This is a genomic window from Paenibacillus barengoltzii NBRC 101215 (assembly GCF_004000745.1).
Classification (GTDB): domain Bacteria; phylum Bacillota; class Bacilli; order Paenibacillales; family Paenibacillaceae; genus Fontibacillus; species Fontibacillus barengoltzii.
Genome location: NZ_BILV01000001.1, coordinates 1 through 13,406 on the forward strand (window position 1 = coordinate 1; position 13,406 = coordinate 13,406).

General features: G+C 51.1%; 17 protein-coding genes. All 17 read right to left on the minus strand.

The window, feature by feature from the left end; translation table 11 throughout:
- Positions 1 to 103: 103 nt before the first annotated feature.
- The 17 genes from PBA01S_RS00005 to PBA01S_RS00085 all read right to left on the minus strand — a co-directional run bounded on the left by PBA01S_RS00005 (position 104) and on the right by PBA01S_RS00085 (position 13,391).
- Positions 104 to 643 carry a hypothetical protein gene (locus PBA01S_RS00005; RefSeq protein ID WP_127575056.1) on the minus strand — a complete coding sequence of 180 codons (540 nt, stop codon included), beginning with the start codon at positions 641 to 643 and terminating at the stop codon, positions 104 to 106.
- 115 nt (positions 644 to 758) lie between these two features.
- A complete protein-coding gene (gene mtrB / locus PBA01S_RS00010) occupies positions 759 to 1,007 on the minus strand; it encodes a trp RNA-binding attenuation protein MtrB (RefSeq protein WP_016311787.1) in 249 nt (82 codons plus the stop codon).
- Positions 1,008 to 1,125: 118 nt separating this feature from the next.
- Positions 1,126 to 1,398: a non-specific DNA-binding protein Hbs gene (gene hbs / locus PBA01S_RS00015; RefSeq protein ID WP_009225874.1), complete on the minus strand. Its 273-nt coding sequence runs from the start codon at positions 1,396 to 1,398 to the stop codon at positions 1,126 to 1,128.
- Positions 1,399 to 1,800: 402 nt separating this feature from the next.
- Positions 1,801 to 3,279 carry a stage IV sporulation protein A gene (spoIVA, locus tag PBA01S_RS00020; protein WP_028538327.1) on the minus strand — a complete coding sequence of 493 codons (1,479 nt, stop codon included), beginning with the start codon at positions 3,277 to 3,279 and terminating at the stop codon, positions 1,801 to 1,803.
- 399 nt (positions 3,280 to 3,678) lie between these two features.
- The gene (locus tag PBA01S_RS00025) at positions 3,679 to 4,434 is read right to left on the minus strand and encodes a YphF family lipoprotein (RefSeq protein ID WP_127575057.1); all 756 of its coding nucleotides are present in this window, start codon (positions 4,432 to 4,434) and stop codon (positions 3,679 to 3,681) included.
- A gap of 37 nt (positions 4,435 to 4,471) precedes the next feature.
- On the minus strand, positions 4,472 to 4,822 hold the full coding sequence (locus PBA01S_RS00030; RefSeq protein WP_085169669.1) for a 2Fe-2S iron-sulfur cluster-binding protein: 351 nt from the start codon (positions 4,820 to 4,822) through the stop codon (positions 4,472 to 4,474).
- 10 nt (positions 4,823 to 4,832) lie between these two features.
- Positions 4,833 to 5,468, minus strand: coding sequence for a nucleotidyltransferase family protein (locus PBA01S_RS00035; RefSeq protein WP_127575058.1), 636 nt, complete (start codon positions 5,466 to 5,468; stop codon positions 4,833 to 4,835).
- Between the two features lie 40 nt (positions 5,469 to 5,508).
- Complete coding sequence (locus PBA01S_RS00040) at positions 5,509 to 5,688, minus strand: DUF2768 family protein (RefSeq protein ID WP_009225869.1); 180 nt, start codon at positions 5,686 to 5,688, stop codon at positions 5,509 to 5,511.
- A 144-nt stretch (positions 5,689 to 5,832) separates the two neighbouring features.
- On the minus strand, positions 5,833 to 6,105 hold the full coding sequence (locus tag PBA01S_RS00045) for a stage VI sporulation protein F (protein WP_016311782.1): 273 nt from the start codon (positions 6,103 to 6,105) through the stop codon (positions 5,833 to 5,835).
- A 304-nt stretch (positions 6,106 to 6,409) separates the two neighbouring features.
- Entirely contained in the window at positions 6,410 to 7,450 is a 1,041-nt protein-coding gene (locus PBA01S_RS00050; RefSeq protein WP_016311781.1) for an NAD(P)H-dependent glycerol-3-phosphate dehydrogenase, read from the minus strand.
- Positions 7,443 to 8,054, minus strand: coding sequence for a glycerol-3-phosphate 1-O-acyltransferase PlsY (plsY, locus tag PBA01S_RS00055; protein ID WP_085169671.1), 612 nt, complete (start codon positions 8,052 to 8,054; stop codon positions 7,443 to 7,445). The genes PBA01S_RS00050 and plsY overlap by 8 nt, the downstream gene beginning before the upstream one ends.
- Positions 8,055 to 8,065: 11 nt before the next feature.
- Positions 8,066 to 9,388 carry a ribosome biogenesis GTPase Der gene (gene der / locus PBA01S_RS00060; protein ID WP_085169672.1) on the minus strand — a complete coding sequence of 441 codons (1,323 nt, stop codon included), beginning with the start codon at positions 9,386 to 9,388 and terminating at the stop codon, positions 8,066 to 8,068.
- Between the two features lie 196 nt (positions 9,389 to 9,584).
- The gene (rpsA, locus tag PBA01S_RS00065; RefSeq protein ID WP_016311778.1) at positions 9,585 to 10,820 is read right to left on the minus strand and encodes a 30S ribosomal protein S1; all 1,236 of its coding nucleotides are present in this window, start codon (positions 10,818 to 10,820) and stop codon (positions 9,585 to 9,587) included.
- Between the two features lie 199 nt (positions 10,821 to 11,019).
- A complete protein-coding gene (locus PBA01S_RS00070; protein ID WP_016311777.1) occupies positions 11,020 to 11,601 on the minus strand; it encodes a lysophospholipid acyltransferase family protein in 582 nt (193 codons plus the stop codon).
- 6 nt (positions 11,602 to 11,607) lie between these two features.
- The gene (gene cmk / locus PBA01S_RS00075) at positions 11,608 to 12,306 is read right to left on the minus strand and encodes a (d)CMP kinase (protein ID WP_085169674.1); all 699 of its coding nucleotides are present in this window, start codon (positions 12,304 to 12,306) and stop codon (positions 11,608 to 11,610) included.
- Between the two features lie 116 nt (positions 12,307 to 12,422).
- Positions 12,423 to 12,632 carry a hypothetical protein gene (locus PBA01S_RS00080; protein ID WP_036699616.1) on the minus strand — a complete coding sequence of 70 codons (210 nt, stop codon included), beginning with the start codon at positions 12,630 to 12,632 and terminating at the stop codon, positions 12,423 to 12,425.
- Positions 12,633 to 12,737: 105 nt separating this feature from the next.
- Positions 12,738 to 13,391 carry a flagellar brake protein gene (locus PBA01S_RS00085; RefSeq protein WP_028538333.1) on the minus strand — a complete coding sequence of 218 codons (654 nt, stop codon included), beginning with the start codon at positions 13,389 to 13,391 and terminating at the stop codon, positions 12,738 to 12,740.
- Positions 13,392 to 13,406: the final 15 nt, after the last annotated feature.

Consider the following 13,406-nt stretch of genomic DNA (forward strand, 5'->3'; position numbering starts at 1 on the left):
GGGTAACAAAATTACGTGAGTGAACCATTATCCTTCGGTAACATTTTTATATGAGTTGACACGGAGGTGATACGTGAAATCAACGCATCGCTCAATTTACCGTTTACTCCTGTAGAAAACGGGACTTCCACAACTTGGTTTCGGTCATCCGCAGGCGCAGCCGCAGCGCCTCGGGGATCTCACCGCTGCCGACATGTCGAAGCAGGTCCAGCTCCTCAGCCGTAAATTCGGTCCGCCGAACATCCGCAGCCAGCAACAAATACTTGGTGCCAATCCAGCGGTCCTCCGCCATCAACCGCAGCAACAGTTGATCAATATTGTTCGTGCGTTCGAACGCAAACGAGATCATTTCCGCCATTCCCCGGTACACATCTGCAGTACGAACCGAGTCCCCCTCAACCTTCAGGTCAACGGACAAAATATCTCGGTTCAGCTCCACTTTCGCGATGGGCACCGGAAGCTGCAACGGGGCCAAAGCATCCACAAGGTTCTCCTCGGTGAGCTCCGCTGGGGACGTACCCGCAAACACCGCTGCTGCCTGCCGCTGACGGGCAGGATGCTCCCCTAACCAAGCTGTTCCTGCCATTCCCAGCGCACAGATGAATGTTAGCAGGATGGCCCGAACGAATAAGTTCCGTTTCATGGGGCATTCTCCCTTCTGGTACTCTTGGACAGCGCCAATTTTAGCCTTTGTCCATACGGTTCTTATACCCCATTCTACATAGAAAAAAAGCAGGCTATGCCTGCAGATTAGAAAATCATTCCTCCGTATCAATCAAGCCGTGCTTCGTATAGACGAGCGCTTTGCCGCGAACCTTGACAGCTGAGGTGTGATCGGTAAATTGAGCGATGAGCACCTCGCCCTTGTCCAACTTTTCGGTGTGGTGAAACCGCGTATCCTTCCCCCGGGTTAGTCCGATGACCGTAACGCCCTGTTCTTTGGCCTTAATCACGAAATAGTCTCCGCCCGCGGCAGATGGATCGTTACCGTGTTGCTGGTTATCCATGTGGCAGCGCCTCCCCTTCACATTTTAGACAGATTGGTTCTTCTTTAAGCCTCCGTGAAAAGAAAAAGCCGTGAACGAGAAGCCCACGGTCTTTTGCACGGAAGATATGTAGAAATCTTTATTTAATTCCGTCTTTGAGCGCTTTACCTGGTTTGAAAGCAGGAATTTTGCTCGCAGGGATTTCGATTTCCTCTCCGGTTTGCGGGTTACGGCCTTTACGGGCGGAACGCTCGCGGACTTCAAAGTTACCGAAGCCAACCAGTTGAACTTTATCTCCGTTCTGCAGCGCTGTGGAAATCGCATCAAAAACGGCATCAACCGCTTTCGTCGCGTCTTTCTTGGACAGCTCAGTACTTTCTGCAACTTGAGCAATCAAATCGGATTTGTTCATGTGTGTTTCACCTCCCACCAAGGAAAATAATACCACTTGCTATTTGTGTTTCCGTTTTACCGCAGAATATACGTGATTTATGCAATTCATTACGTACAAATTCCCGAAAAACGTGATGAAATCGCGCTTTCGGGGACGCGGAACAAATTTATAGTAATACAGCCCATACATAATTTCAAGCTATTTCAAGGCTTCCCGGCGATATTTCCTCAATTCGCCCTACAAAATGGACCTTTCCGCCCTCAAATAACAAAACAACCGCACGCAGCCATGGTTCAGCATACGCGCGGTCATTGAGGAGGAATTGCCTAAGGTTAGGAAATCAATGAGATTGAAAAGTCAGCTTATTCAGCACCGTGAAGGTTGGATGTAGTTATGATCAAAAGCCGAATATTTCGTTACCTATAGGATGATGGCGATGAGGCCGCCGGAACCTTCGTTAATAATCCGCCCCAGCGTTTCCTGCAGCTTGTAACGAGCGTTATCCGGCATCATGGCGATTTTGCCTTGAATGCCTTCGCGTACGATCGAGTGCAAGGATCTGCCGAAGATGTCGGACTCCCAGATCTTGATCGGATCGTTCTCGAAATCCTGCATCAGATAACGGACAAGCTCTTCGCTTTGTTTCTCGGTCCCGATGATCGGCGCAAATTCCGACTCGACGTCGACGCGGATCATATGGATCGATGGTGCTGTCGCCTTCAGCCTTACTCCGAAGCGGGATCCCTGACGGATCAGCTCTGGCTCATCCAGCGCCATTTCCGCAAGCGTCGGCGCAGCGATGCCATAACCGGTCGTTTTGACCATTTCCAGCGCCTCGGCGAACCGGTCGTATTCCCGTTTCGCGTGCGTAAATTCCTGCATCAGCTGCAGTAAATGGTCTTTGCCTCGAATCTCAACGCCCACCACTTCCATCAGGATGCGGTCATACAGATCATCCGGCGCATACAGATCGATCTCGGCTACACCTTGACCCATATTTAATCCGCTGAGACCAGCCCGGTCGATAAAATCGTATTCCATGAAGTTGCCGACAACCCGATCGACATCGCGCAGACGGCGAATATCCTTAACCGTGTCGCGGACAGAGTTCTCAAAATTGGTGCGCAGCCAGTGGTTCTCGTTCAGTACCATCACCCAGCTAGGCAAATTGACGTTCACCTCATGTACTGGGAACTCATACAGAACTTCCCGGAGGACCCCGGTTACGTCTTCTTCTGTCATTGTCGCTGCACTGAGCGCAAGGACCGGAATGTCATATTTTGCGGCTAACTCACCGCGGAGCTGTTGGGTTTCTTCACTGTTTGGACGTGTCGAGTTGATCACCATCACAAATGGCTTGCCGACCTCCTTCAGTTCGGCAACAACCCGCTCCTCAGATTCCACGTAAGAATAACGCGGAATATCGGCAATCGTTCCATCCGTCGTCACGACAACCCCTAACGTGGAATGTTCTTGGATGACTTTGCGTGTACCGATTTCCGCCGCTTCTTGAAACGGAATCGGTTCTTCAAACCATGGGGTGGAGATCATCCGCGGCCCGTTTTCGTCCTCGTAACCTTTTGCGCCTTCCACGGCGTATCCGACGCAATCGACGAGTCTTACGTTGACCTCGAGTCCTTCAGCCACCTTGATTTGCACCGCATTGTTCGGAACAAACTTCGGTTCGGTCGTCATAATGGTTTTGCCGGCGGCGCTTTGCGGAAGTTCATCTACCGCGCGGACTCGATCTGCTTCATTTGCGATGTTCGGGAGTACGACAGTTTCCATGAATCGCTTAATAAAGGTCGACTTCCCGGTACGGACGGCACCGACGACCCCTAGATAGATGTCGCCTCCAGTTCGTTCGGCAATGTCCTTAAAAATGTCCACTTTCTCCAATACCAATGATATCCCCTCCTCAAATTTCGCCGAAGGAAAAATGCCCCGAGAGCATCCGCTTCGTGATTCATCATGCTTTTGGGCCTCGCTGCTGCGGCAGGAGCGGCAGCCCCTCTTGCCCGTGTCCGCCGCCGCAAACCTGTGGAAGGAACCTGAACGAAGCGGCGTAAACTCGTACATGCATTTGGACTAGTAACATCTTATGTACCAGATGCGAGAATATGACGGTTAAAACCGTCCAAGCCCGTTTTTTTTGCGGGGCCGCTCATTCAACCCGAACAAGGCGGGCACTTAACCGCCATACTCCCATTTGTATGACTCTATCGGAAAAAGTATGACGCAGGAAAAAGGAGAAGAGAGAAAAGAAAAACCTCCCGAAATCATTCGAGAGGCTTCTTCCTAATTGAGATAGGGTACGGGTTCGCTTCCGTTCCAACGGTAAGGCAGCGACTTCACCGGAACGAATGCGGAGCGATCCGTCAACCAGGTGCGCAAATCTTCGTCACCTTGCGGCGTTTTCCCAGACTGATCGATCACCTGCATAATATCAAAAGCGTAGTTCACATACACATTGCCTTGCTTGTCCATCAGGTAGGACAGAGTTTCTCCAGAGTAGACACTGGTCAATGCCAAGCTGTCGGCCTTAAGCAATGAGAGATTCACCGTATACAGACCTGGATAGACCTCACCCTCAGCCTCGCCCGGGAGTGCATTACTGTGACTTGTACGGTAGCTCAGCACTTTGTGCTGGACGTCGTTCACCTTCTGAACCGTATTTAAATCCATTACTTTGACCGTAGGATCCGTTTCTTCATCGATGACGAGAAAATAGACGCTTCCGCCCTGCTCAAAGGCCGCTGCCGGTAGCTCATCCAAATAACCTTCCCGCTTCAATTGGTTCAAATCGATCTTGTATTTCTCGTATCGGGGAGTATCCTCCCCAGCCGTAATGATCGGCAGAATCGCCTTATCTTCCTGAAAACGGTCAATCGCCCGTTGGACCCGGTCCACGCTCTCAATATAGGAAATCGGACCGCCCTGCTGCCTCTCGCCGCGGTATAAACAGCCTGATAGCAGAGAGGTCGTTAACACCAATATGACAATCAGCGCCGTCGATCTCCAGCAGGTTTGCTTCAAAAAAAGGTACTTCGTCATGTTGAAAATCTCACCTTATCCCCTTCCGTACTTGCCATCACCATAGTTCCTCCTCTTCCCGTTGCCGTTCCAGTTGCTTGCGAATCGCCGCTTTAAGGGGATCCTCCGGCAGCTGAACGACCGCATTCCCCCGGATCTTCGCTTGACAGGCCAGTCGCGTCCCCTGCTCTAGCAGCGGGCCAAGCTTGCGGCGCTCCGCATCGCTCGGAGGAGTTAACGCGTCAGCATGTTCCGCATCGACCTGAACTTTGCACATGAGGCAGCCGGCATTCCCCCCGCATCGCGTCGCTAGATGAATTCTGGCGCTGCGGGCAGCCCTTAGAACCGAGGTGCCAGGCCGGACTTGAACGGTTTTCCCCGAAGGCAGAAACGTAATACGTCCTTCCACGATCTGCTCCTTAAGCCTCCCCGCCGCGATATTCGCGCCATGGCCGGGAAAGCAGCGGGCGATCCAACAACTCCGCCATCCGTCCAACCCACTCCGCCGACCATTCGTTCCGTTTCAGCAGCTCGTCCAATAGCGGTAGATGTCGATCCGGTTCATTACGCATCATCCCCGCAATCGGCAAATAGCGATCCGGGCGCCCGCGCAAGAGGTTGAACACCAATTCATGGGCTAACGGCATGACCCATAAAGCGCTATCACGAAGCTTCACACGCTGCGCAACCGGCGCCAACACGGCTTCGATCTCCGTCCGATAGAACGCCCCGTTAGTATGGACTTCAAATCCGCCAACGAGCTCAATCGTCGACTCCCCGATACGATAATGGCTTAACCTGGAGGTATAAATTCCGCTTTGGTCATGACGCGGCCGGTCCGTCGCAAACGACTTGAGCCGCTCGTGCAGCCGGTCAGCCGTCAGCAGATCTGCATAGACGTCGATATCCCGCGGAACTGTCGCAAGCTCAACGCCCTGGAGCCACAATCCGCAGCTGCCTCCTAGCAGCCAGTTGCCCTCCATTCCGCAGCTTTCAGCCAACTTGCATAGATCTTCGGTTAAATCGGCATAGGCTTTGCTATCTTGTTGTTGCATAGATCTCCTCTTCTCTTGGTTCAGTGGTGTAGAGGTGCTGTCAAGTAATCGACACAAGCCCGGTCAAAAAGCCCACCAGCATAATAAAAAAGGCGAGGAGTGATAAGATGCCCTTAATCCACCCTTTGGTTTTCGTCCGTGCAAATGTGATCAAAAAGACCGAAACCCCCATGATCAAAACGGCGGCAATCGATAGCCACATCTTCGTCATTGCATCCATCTGTTGAATTCACCTACTATTTTTTGCTTTAATATGATCCATATTATAGCATTATGCGGTCTTTCCGGCTACGCGCTTGCCTAAACTAAACAAAGCCCCACGGCAGAGGGCCGCAGAGCTTAAGCGCAATAAGGATCACCTTTTTTATTTTTTTAGCATTAACTTCATTAAGGCTTCCATATTGGACGGATTCATCCCGCTTTTTTTCACGGCGTTCACGATCTCTTGAATCGTGCTTTCCGACACGGGAACTTTCGCCATCGCCGAAACTTGCTTAATCAGCTTCCGTAGTTCGGCTTCATTTTGCATTGTGGATGGCTTTACGGTGCTGGCCAGCTTCTTGACCGAACTTTCCGAAATCGCTTTACCCGTCTTCTTGTTGATGGCATTCAAGGCCTCTTTGGATATCTTGCTCACGCTTTCGCCTCCTCCGTTGTCCTCTTCAACCAATGTATGAGAGGGCGGAAGCAAAGGTGATATTCCCCCAACAAAACGGGCTATAGCGGTGTGATCAAAAGCCGTGTCTAGTAACCCCAATTTCAATCAAGGTTCAAAAATCGGCTTTTCAGCACCGAGAAGGTTGGATGAAGCCGGGACTGAGTAGCGGAGCGTAGGCAGACCTACGTGAGCAACGGAAGGCCCGGGTGAATTCAAGATTCGATGTCGCATCGGCTACTGTGAGCACGCTTCGTGATCAAAAGTCGAGTTTTTGAATTACCTCTCAGGTGTGCCATTGTTCCCAGGTTTCTAGGGACATGACTTCCATCTCTGTTTTCCGGTCGCGTCCCATGAGTGCTTCGACCGCAGTGCGCGGGTCCAACCCTTCAAACAGCACGTGATAAAGCTGAGCCGCAATCGGCATTTGCACCTGATACTTCTCCGAGATGGCATGCGCCGCTTTCGTTGTACGAATGCCTTCCACAACCATGCCCATCTGGGATAGAACTTCCTCCAACGGTTTGCCTTCCCCTAGCATAAACCCGGCTCGCCAGTTCCGGCTGTGTCGGCTGGTTGCGGTCACGACCAGGTCGCCGATCCCGGCCAGACCGGCAAAGGTAAGCGGGTTCGCTCCCATTTCAACGCCGACCCTCGTAATTTCCGCAAGACCACGGGTCAGTAACGCCGCTTTGGCATTATCTCCGTAACCTAGTCCATCGGACATTCCAGCTCCTAATGCGATGATGTTTTTCAATGCCCCGGCAAGCTCTACGCCTACCATATCCCGGTTCGTGTAGACGCGGAAATACGGGTTCATGAGCAAGTCCTGAGCCTTTTCCGCTTGAGCCTCAACCTGTGAAGCCACGACCACGGTCGTAGGGCAGCGTTTCACCACTTCCTCCGCATGGCTGGGGCCGGACAAGACTACAATCCGACCTTCCTCACAGCCGAGCTCCTCCGCAATCACCGTCGACATCCGCTTCATGCTCTCAATCTCAAAGCCCTTGGTCGCGTGCACAAGCAGCATATCCTCATGCCAGAAGGGCTTCAGCGATCGAGCAACCTCACGGACTGCTGAGGACGGCGCAACCATTACGATTGCTTTCGCGCCGGTCACTGCAGCTTCCAAATCCGTGGTTGCCGTAAGGCGAGGTGACAAGTCCACACCAGGCAAAAAACGTTCATTCCGATGTTTCGTATTGATTTCATCCTGTTGGGCTTCGTTACGTGTCCACAAGGCAACTTCCATGTCTTTGTCGGCGAGCACACTGGCGAGTGCCGTTCCCCAACTGCCCGCCACCAGCACGGCGGCTTTATTAGACAACGCGATCTCCTCCTTTGGATCCCAGCTTATTTTCCTTGCCGTGCACGATCTTCACAATATTCGTGCGATGTCTCCAGAAGGCAAACACACAGATGACCAGACTCGCCCAGAAATAAGGGCCGAATTCGCCGGAGACTGCCAGAAAAATCGGCGTCAAGAAGACGAAGATCAGCGAACCAAGCGAGACGTACCGGGTAATAATAATCGATAATATCGCAATGATCCCCGCGTACAACGCAGGGAAGAAAAACAAGGTCGCCATCACGCCAATCGTGGTGGCAATCCCTTTTCCGCCACGAAAGCGGAAATACAGCGGCCAGTTATGGCCGACGATGGCTGCGATGCCGCACAGCGAGGCGATCCAATCAACGCCGCCGCCCAGCCAGCGGCCGATCCAAACGGCGGCAATCCCCTTAAGCACATCCAGAGCCAGAACGAGAATTGCCGGGCCTTTCCCTAGTACGCGCAGTGTATTCGTGGCCCCCGCATTACCGCTGCCGTGCTGGCGAATATCGATGCCTTTCAAAGCTTTCGCCAGCACGACGCTGAAGCTAACCGAGCCAAGCAAATAACAAACAATTACAGCTATAACGGGTAAAATCACCTTATTCTCCCCTAACTTTCATCAGACTTGCGCCGCGTAAACAGCCGGATTGGCGTTCCCTCAAAATCAAACGCTGCCCGGATTTTGTTCTCCAGATACCGTTCATAAGAGAAATGCATCAGCTCTGGATCATTAACAAACACCACGATGGTCGGCGGTTTCACCGCAACCTGCGTGACGTAATTAATTCGCAGGCGCCGCCCTTTGTCTGTAGGCGGAGGATTGATGGCGATCGCATCCGACACAACATCGTTGAGCAGATGGGTCTGCACGCGCTTCGCATGCTGATCCGCGACGTGCTGAACCACCGGCAACAGTTTATGTAAACGCTGCTTCGTTTTAGCCGACAGGAAAACAATCGGGGCATACGTCATAAACAAGAAGTGGTCGCGGATTTTTTGCTCAAATTGGTGCATGGTTTTATCGTCCTTCTCAACCACATCCCATTTATTCACAACGAAAATAGAAGCTTTACCAGCTTCGTAAGCGTATCCCGCGATATGCTTATCCTGCTCGATGATTCCTTCTTCTCCGTTAATCAGAACCAGTACCACATCCGCCCGCTCGATCGCTTTCATGGCGCGCATCACGCTGTACTTCTCCGTCGTTTCATAGACCTTCCCGCGTTTGCGCATCCCTGCGGTATCGATCAGGACGTACCGTTGACCGTCTTTCTCAAACGGCGTATCAATTGCATCACGGGTGGTTCCGGCGATATCGCTGACGATGACTCGCTCTTCCCCGAGAATGGCGTTCACCAACGAGGATTTCCCAACGTTTGGACGACCAATCAAAGCAACCCGGATCACGTCATCATCGTATTCGTCATCCGCGAGCTCAGGCAGATTATCTGCGATCGCATCCAGCAAATCACCGATCCCTGTGCCATGGCTGCCCGATACCCCAATCGGCTCACCAAAGCCGAGGTTATAGAACTCATAAATATTGTCGATCCGGCCGATGTTATCCACCTTATTCACCGCGACAATAACCGGTTTGCCTGACCGGTACAACAAGTTGGCGACCTCCTCGTCCGAAGAAGTCACGCCAGCCTTGGCGTCACACATAAATACAATGACATCGGCTTCCTCGATTGCGAGTTCGGCCTGCATCCGGATCGATTTGAGGATGGGTTCCTGGTCGTCGAGCTCAATCCCCCCCGTATCGATGATGCTGAACGGTTTTCCGTTCCATTCCGACGCGCCATATATCCGGTCGCGCGTAATCCCGGGCTTATCTTCCACGATGGCCAGGCGGTCTCCAATTATCCGGTTAAATATTGTGGATTTCCCCACATTCGGCCGCCCAACGATAGCCACAACGGGTCTTGCCATTGACATCCCTCCTAATACTTATTTTCGGATTTTCAAAATTGAATCGATACGCTATATAGGATAGGCTTCACACGTTTATTTACAGATACACGTAAATCATCATAGCAAAAAAAAGAAAGCTTGGCTAACGGTCAACAACAAAAACGGCGAACCCGCTTGTTCAGGGTCCGCCGATGTTCGAGCCACTAAAACCTGATTATTTCAGTTTGCTGAGTTTGTCGCCAAAGCGTTCGCCCAGCGTGATGCTCAAGCCTTGATTGCTCAGCGATACGTTAGGGTTGTCGCCCAGGTCTTCTTTTCTCACGCTGCTGCCTTTGGAAGGTCTTTCACTCTTCGGTGCAGGAGCCGGAGCTTCTTCCGTTTCTTTAATGCTGAGGCTTACCCGTTTCTCGCTAGGGTTCACGTCCAGCACTTTCACCTGTACCGTTTGTCCTTCTTTCAGCACTTCATGCGGAGTTCCGATATGCTTATGCGAAATTTGAGAGATATGAACGAGTCCTTCTACCCCCGGTGCGATTTCAACGAAGGCACCAAAGTTCACCAATCGTTTAACTTCGCCCGTTACAATGTCACCGGTGTGGAATTTCTCAGCCGCTGTATCCCAAGGACCTGGTTGTGCTGCCTTGATCGAAAGGCTGATTTTGCCTTTTTCCGGATCAACTTTGAGCACTTTCACCTTCACTTTGTCGCCTTCGGACAGGACGTCAGCAGGTTTGTCAACATGGTTCCATGCGATTTCGGATACGTGTACCAATCCGTCAACGCCGCCTACGTCAACAAATGCACCAAACTGAGTCAAGCGTTGAACCGTGCCTTCCAGCACTTGCCCTTCTTTCAATTCAGCCATCACTTTTTGCTTGTTCGCTTCGAACTCTTCATCAAGTACATCCTTTTGAGAGAGGATCACTTTGTTGTTCTCGCGATCAAGTTCTTTCACTTTGACGCGCAGCGTGCGGCCTTTGTAGTCGCTGAAGTCTTCAACGAAGTGACGTTCTACCATCGATGCCGGAATGAAGCCGCGCACGCCTACGTCAGCGACAATTCCGCCTTTGACGACGTCGGCAACCGTAACTTCGAACACTTCGCCGTTCTGGAACTTCTTCTCCAGCTCTTCCCAAGCGTTCTCGCTGTCGATCGCACGTTTGGAGAGCACCAGGCGTTCCTTCTCGTCGTCGATGCTGACCACTTTCGTTTCTACTTCTTGGCCTACTTGCACAGCATCCGCCGCATTGTCGAGATGTACGGAGGACAGCTCGCGAATAGGAATTACACCGTCATATTTATATCCAATGCTTACATAAGCTTGGTTATCTTCGATTTTGACGATCGTTCCTTTGACGGTGTCCCCTTTTTTCAAAGAGACGATTTGCTCCATTTCATCTTGGCTAGCGACTTCCGCTGCCTCTTGAACATTTTTTGTTTCTTCCGACATGTCAATAACCTCCTCAATTCAAAAACCCATTTATTTAAACCCGCTCTAAAGGTTGTTCAAAAAGCCAGCTTTCGATCGCTAAGTAAAAAATTGACTTTTTGAGCTTCCACTTGTAGCGAAGTTCAAAACAATCCATTAAGGTATAGCTTCCCAAATGTGATAAGCCTTCATGCATCTCATCTGGTAAAGGCATGAAAAATTAACGTTTCTTCAGTTCGGCAATGCTGGCCATGATCTTCTCCGTGGCTCGCTCGGCTGCGTCCGGTCCGCCATTCTCCTTGAACTCCGTCAGATCCACCGGCGGTCCGTAGACGACACGCATCTTCCGAAACAATTTATAAGTGCCAATAATCGCCACCGGAATCACTGCTGCGTCACTACGAAGCGCGAACGTTGCCGCACCTTTCTTGCCAATCACATTGGCCTCGGCGTCTTTCACCCGACGGCCTTCCGGGAAGATCCCAATAACGTGGCCGTTACGGAGCAAGTTCAGCGCAGTTTTGATCGATTCTTTGCTTACGCCTCCCCGCTTCACAGGAAAAGCGCCTAGCTGTCGAATCAGCCAACTGAAGCCGAAAATGTTGAACAATTCCTGCTTGGCCATAAAATGCACCTTGCGTTCCACCATAATGCCGATGGTCGGCGGATCAAGCAAAGTTATATGGTTGGAGCACAAGAGCACTCCGCCCTCTTTGGGAATATGCTCTAAGCCGCTTACCTCTAAGCGATACAACAGCTTGTAGAGGACGCGAAGCACACTGCGACAAAAACGATAGATCATCCAGGCTCAACTCTCACTTCCATAAGTACTGCACATGGCGATGATGTGATCGGCCACTTCATCCAAGGACATCTGCGTCGTATCCAGCAGTCGAGCATCTTCTGCCTGCCGCAGCGGAGAAACCTCCCGCTCCCGGTCCAGCCGATCTCGCTCTTCAATCGATCGCACAAGTTCATCGAAGGAGATCTTGTCCTGCTCCTTCATTTCCTTGTAACGCCGACGTGCCCGTTCCTCAACGCTCGCGGTCATGAACACTTTCACTTCCGCATCAGGTAATACGCAAGTGCCGATATCACGTCCGTCCATGACGACGCCTTTGCGCAAAGCCATTTGCCGCTGCAATGAGACAAGCCGATCGCGCAGCCCCTCGATTTGCGCATATCGAGACACTTGGGCATTGACGGCTAACGAGCGAATCTCTTCCGTGACGTCACGACCGTTCACCCGGACCTGTTGCCCCTGTTCTCCAGGCAGCAATTCGATATTCAAATCAGGTAAATGCTGCAGCACTTTGTCCACTTCATCTGGTCCGATCCCTAGCTGCAGAAAATACCAAGTTGCCGCCCGGTACATCGCCCCGGTATCAACGTAGACATAATGTAGTCTACCAGCAACCATACGAGCAATCGTACTTTTCCCTGCCCCCGCAGGACCGTCGATGGCGATGTTGATTTTGTCGTGGGTTGTTGACGTCTCGCTTGCCAAAGGGGCATTCCTCCTCAAAAACAAATCCTCAAGAAAAAAGCAGGCATTGCCTGCGACGTGAAAATTATACCACAGATAACAAAGGGATGCAAAAGAAACGCGCTTGCTTTTCCCGATCAATTCCTTTGTTCTCTGTGGATGGGCACCCCTTCATATTTGTCTGCTGAGGCTAGTACATATCGCAATTCTGGAATCCGCAGCAAGAGTTGAAATAAACATAATGCTGCCAATAAAACCAGTAAACTCCGTTTGATCCATCTTTCTGCCTTGTCCGAGAATGACAAAAACAGCTCGGTGTAAATTTCGTCGTCTTTCGCTTTTTTCATTTCGATTTCCTCCCTGGCAGCACACAAACATAGATCGATTTCAAAGCGTTCATGTATAGCTTATCCATATTGGGAAATCAGAAATACGTTTATACAAGGAGAAACTCAGCGATTTTTAAAATCAAACTGCCGCTCGAAGCAATATCGTATCAGCTTTTGCCGTTCAAGGTCCGAAATGCTTACGAATTTCAGCATGACAATCGTGCGCCCGGTCTCCAGCTTCTTCATTCGAACAATTTCCGCTTCAAAAGGCACATGGTCGATCGTACCGTTCTTGAACGGGATGAGCAGCCAGCAGAAGAGATGATCCCCCTGAGCCAGCTTAAATTCGTTGCTGCAGCTGAAAGAGACTCCTCCTCCGCCAACATCCTCCGTATATGTAACAAAGCGCACGCCGTCCTTCATAAGCACAGCGATTTCTAATTGTGCGACCACTCTCAAAAAATTGCGCCGTTGGATTTTCGTAATCGTTTCTGGGTCAGGCTTGCGAATTCGCACTAATTGAACAACGTCGTCGGCAAACCCGAGCACGTATGTACTAAAGTAATTTTTCACTCCGTTTTCCGTCAGGAAATACACGGATAATTCGTCCCCGATGTACAGCTTTTTGATGCGTCCGCTCCCGGTCTCGATCGGTACTTCGATCAAAAACGATTCTTCTTCCACGTCCGCGATCCGTGATTTACATTCCTTCTCATCGTTTGGCTTCTCCGCCGAAGCGACTTGAATGTATACGAGATCGTTCACTTTAGGAAACAAGGTTGCCACCGTCCT

Coding starts and splice junctions, on each gene's coding strand:
- PBA01S_RS00005 (WP_127575056.1), bottom strand. CDS start 643: ATGAAACGGAACTTATTCGTTCGGGCCATCCTGCTAACATTCATCTGT.
- mtrB (WP_016311787.1), bottom strand. CDS start 1,007: ATGGATAACCAGCAACACGGTAACGATCCATCTGCCGCGGGCGGAGAC.
- hbs (WP_009225874.1), bottom strand. CDS start 1,398: ATGAACAAATCCGATTTGATTGCTCAAGTTGCAGAAAGTACTGAGCTG.
- PBA01S_RS00025 (WP_127575057.1), bottom strand. CDS start 4,434: ATGACGAAGTACCTTTTTTTGAAGCAAACCTGCTGGAGATCGACGGCG.
- PBA01S_RS00035 (WP_127575058.1), bottom strand. CDS start 5,468: ATGCAACAACAAGATAGCAAAGCCTATGCCGATTTAACCGAAGATCTA.
- PBA01S_RS00040 (WP_009225869.1), bottom strand. CDS start 5,688: ATGGATGCAATGACGAAGATGTGGCTATCGATTGCCGCCGTTTTGATC.
- der (WP_085169672.1), bottom strand. CDS start 9,388: ATGGCAAGACCCGTTGTGGCTATCGTTGGGCGGCCGAATGTGGGGAAA.
- rpsA (WP_016311778.1), bottom strand. CDS start 10,820: ATGTCGGAAGAAACAAAAAATGTTCAAGAGGCAGCGGAAGTCGCTAGC.
- PBA01S_RS00070 (WP_016311777.1), bottom strand. CDS start 11,601: ATGATCTATCGTTTTTGTCGCAGTGTGCTTCGCGTCCTCTACAAGCTG.
- PBA01S_RS00080 (WP_036699616.1), bottom strand. CDS start 12,632: ATGAAAAAAGCGAAAGACGACGAAATTTACACCGAGCTGTTTTTGTCA.